Origin of the sequence: Celeribacter halophilus, assembly GCF_900114135.1 — a bacterium.
Taxonomy (GTDB): Bacteria; Pseudomonadota; Alphaproteobacteria; order Rhodobacterales; family Rhodobacteraceae; genus Celeribacter; species Celeribacter halophilus.
Window position 1 is genome coordinate 1 of sequence record NZ_FORY01000052.1, and the last position, 2,616, is coordinate 2,616.

General features: G+C 54.7%; 4 protein-coding genes. All 4 read left to right on the forward strand.

The features are described 5' to 3' along the window. The first annotated feature begins 360 nt into the window (after nt 1-360). From rpsJ to BM152_RS18650, 4 genes are read left to right on the forward strand one after another with little or no spacing between them, the layout of a single operon-like run. Entirely contained in the window at nt 361-669 is a 309-nt protein-coding gene (gene rpsJ, locus BM152_RS18635; protein WP_066607445.1) for a 30S ribosomal protein S10, read from the forward strand. Nucleotides 670-686: 17 nt separating this feature from the next. Then, the gene (gene rplC / locus BM152_RS18640; RefSeq protein ID WP_170845893.1) at nt 687-1,421 is read left to right on the forward strand and encodes a 50S ribosomal protein L3; all 735 of its coding nucleotides are present in this window, start codon (nt 687-689) and stop codon (nt 1,419-1,421) included. Beyond that, on the forward strand, nt 1,418-2,014 hold the full coding sequence (rplD, locus tag BM152_RS18645) for a 50S ribosomal protein L4 (RefSeq protein WP_066607449.1): 597 nt from the start codon (nt 1,418-1,420) through the stop codon (nt 2,012-2,014). Before rplC ends, rplD begins: the two co-directional genes overlap by 4 nt. Continuing rightward, the gene (locus tag BM152_RS18650) at nt 2,011-2,307 is read left to right on the forward strand and encodes a 50S ribosomal protein L23 (RefSeq protein ID WP_066607452.1); all 297 of its coding nucleotides are present in this window, start codon (nt 2,011-2,013) and stop codon (nt 2,305-2,307) included. The genes rplD and BM152_RS18650 overlap by 4 nt, the downstream gene beginning before the upstream one ends. Nucleotides 2,308-2,616 lie beyond the last annotated feature (309 nt).

Below are 2,616 nucleotides of genomic sequence, written 5' to 3' on the forward strand. Positions count from 1 at the left end.
CCGCACCGTTGGTTCGGGCGTTGTGTCCAAAATCATCGAATAATCAGCCACGCTGATTAAGAGACAGAAGGGCCTCACGAAAGTGGGGCCCTTTTTGTTGGTAAGTTCTCTCTGGGGTGATGGCTGTAAACTGAAATCACCTTCACGGAAGTGCCGGTTAAAATGTGCGAGTTGCACAAACACTCTTGCCACAACTCCTAATCCCCTCTATATCGCGCGAATTCGTCGCGAGGCGAGTGTTGGTGTAGGGATTCGGTATAGGCCACTGGCCTCGGGTCAACCGCACCAAAAGGTTCGACGAGGGTGTGCGATGCGCGTGCATCTTCCTCTCAACCTCAATAGCCTAAGAAAGGCAATGCAATGCAAAGCCAGAACATCCGTATTCGGCTGAAGGCATTTGATTTCCGCGTGCTCGACGCGTCGACACAGGAAATCGTCAACACGGCAAAGCGCACTGGCGCTCAGGTCCGTGGCCCGATCCCGCTGCCGAACAAGATTGAGAAGTTCACGGTTCTCCGTGGTCCTCACATCGACAAGAAATCCCGCGATCAGTTCGAGATCCGTACGCACAAGCGTCTTCTCGACATCGTTGACCCGACCCCCCAGACCGTGGACGCGCTGATGAAGCTCGACCTCGCCGCTGGTGTGGATGTCGAGATCAAAGTCTAAGGGGGGCAATAGATATGTTGCGCTCTGGCGTTATCGCGAAGAAGGTCGGCATGACCCGCCTCTTCATGGAAGACGGGAAGCAGATTCCTGTGACCGTTCTTCAACTCGAAAACTTGCAAGTGGTTGCCCAACGTACCACCGAGAAAGACGGCTATACCGCTGTTCAGCTCGGCGCGGGCAACGCAAAAGCAAAACGCACCTCGCAAGCCATGCGCGGTCACTTCGCTGCGGCCAATGTCGCACCGAAGCGCAAAGTGGCTGAATTCCGCGTGGACGAAGACAAGCTGATCGAAGTGGGCGCGGAAATCTCCGCTGACCACTACCTCGAGGGTCAGTATGTTGACGTTTCCGGCACATCTATCGGTAAAGGTTTTGCCGGTGCCATGAAACGCCACAACTTCGGCGGTTTGCGTGCAACGCACGGTGTGTCCATCTCCCACCGTTCCCACGGTTCCACTGGTCAGTGTCAAGATCCGGGTCGTGTGTTCAAAGGGAAAAAGATGGCCGGTCACATGGGTGCTGCCCGTGTTACCACCCAAAACCTTCAGGTTGTCCGTACGGATGCCGACCGTGGCTTGATCATGGTCAAAGGCGCTGTTCCGGGCTCCAAAGGCGGCTGGGTCACCATCAAAGACGCTGTGAAGAAAGCGGCACCTGCCGATCTTCCCCTTCCGGCCGCTCTGAAATCCGCTGCCACCGAAGCAACTGCGGCACCTGCCGAAGAAGCTCCGGCAGAAGGAGGTGAAGCATGACTTTCAACGTGATCAAACTGGACCTCGACGAGGCTCTTTTCGGTCTTGAGCCGCGTGCAGACATCCTGCACCGTGTGGTTCGCTGGCAGCGTAACAACGCGCAGCAAGGCACGCACAAGGTCAAGACCCGCTCGGAAGTGTCCTACTCCACCAAAAAGATCTATCGCCAAAAAGGCACCGGCGGCGCACGCCACGGCTCCCGCAAGGCACCGATCTTCCGTAAAGGTGGTATCTACAAAGGCCCGACCCCGCGTTCCCATGGCCACGAGCTGACGAAGAAATTCCGCAAGCTTGGTCTGAAGCACGCACTCTCCGCGAAAGCGGCCTCTGGCAATCTCGTGGTTGTGGAAGATGCGAAACTCGCAGAAGCCAAAACCGCATTGCTGGCGAAAGCTGTCAAAGAGCAGGGCTGGAAGCGCGTTCTGGTGATCGACGGTGCTGACGTTGATGCGAACTTCAAAGCTGCGGCTGCGAACCTCGCCAACGTTGACGTGCTGCCGACCATTGGCGCCAACGTCTATGACATCCTGAAACGTGACACGCTCGTGATCACCAAAGCAGGGGTCGAAGCTCTGGAGGCTCGCCTGAAATGACCAACAAAGCTGAACTCTACGACGTGATCCGCAAGCCGATCATCACCGAGAAAGCCACGCTGGCTTCTGAAAACGGTGCTGTGGTTTTTGAAGTCGCCATCGACTCCAATAAGCCGCAGATCAAAAAAGCGATTGAAGAGCTTTTTGGTGTGAAGGTGAAAGCGGTCAACACGGTTGTCACCAAAGGTAAGACCAAGCGTTTCCGCGGTCAGCCCGGCAAACGTAAAGACGTCAAGAAAGCCTACGTCACACTCGAAGAAGGTAACTCGATCGACGTGACCACCGGTCTCTGAGACTCTCGGAACTGGTAGATATGAAGAAGCCCTCCACGAAAGTTGGGGGGCTTTTTTAAGTTAGGGTGTCTTTTATAAATAAGACGATTCCTACGATTGAAGCTACAAGCGCAACTGCTTTTGACCAACGGCTTTCAAATAGTGTATCTAGGAGTACTCCTATACTCCTTGATGCAGTTTTTTGTTTTCCGTTCGCGGCCTTTTGGATGGTCGAGTGAGCTACTCCCCATTTGTTGGACAGGATCTGGCGTAAATTAAGCTACTCTCTGCTCCTGCTGATCGGGTTGTGTTCTGTCATTTCTCAGCCAA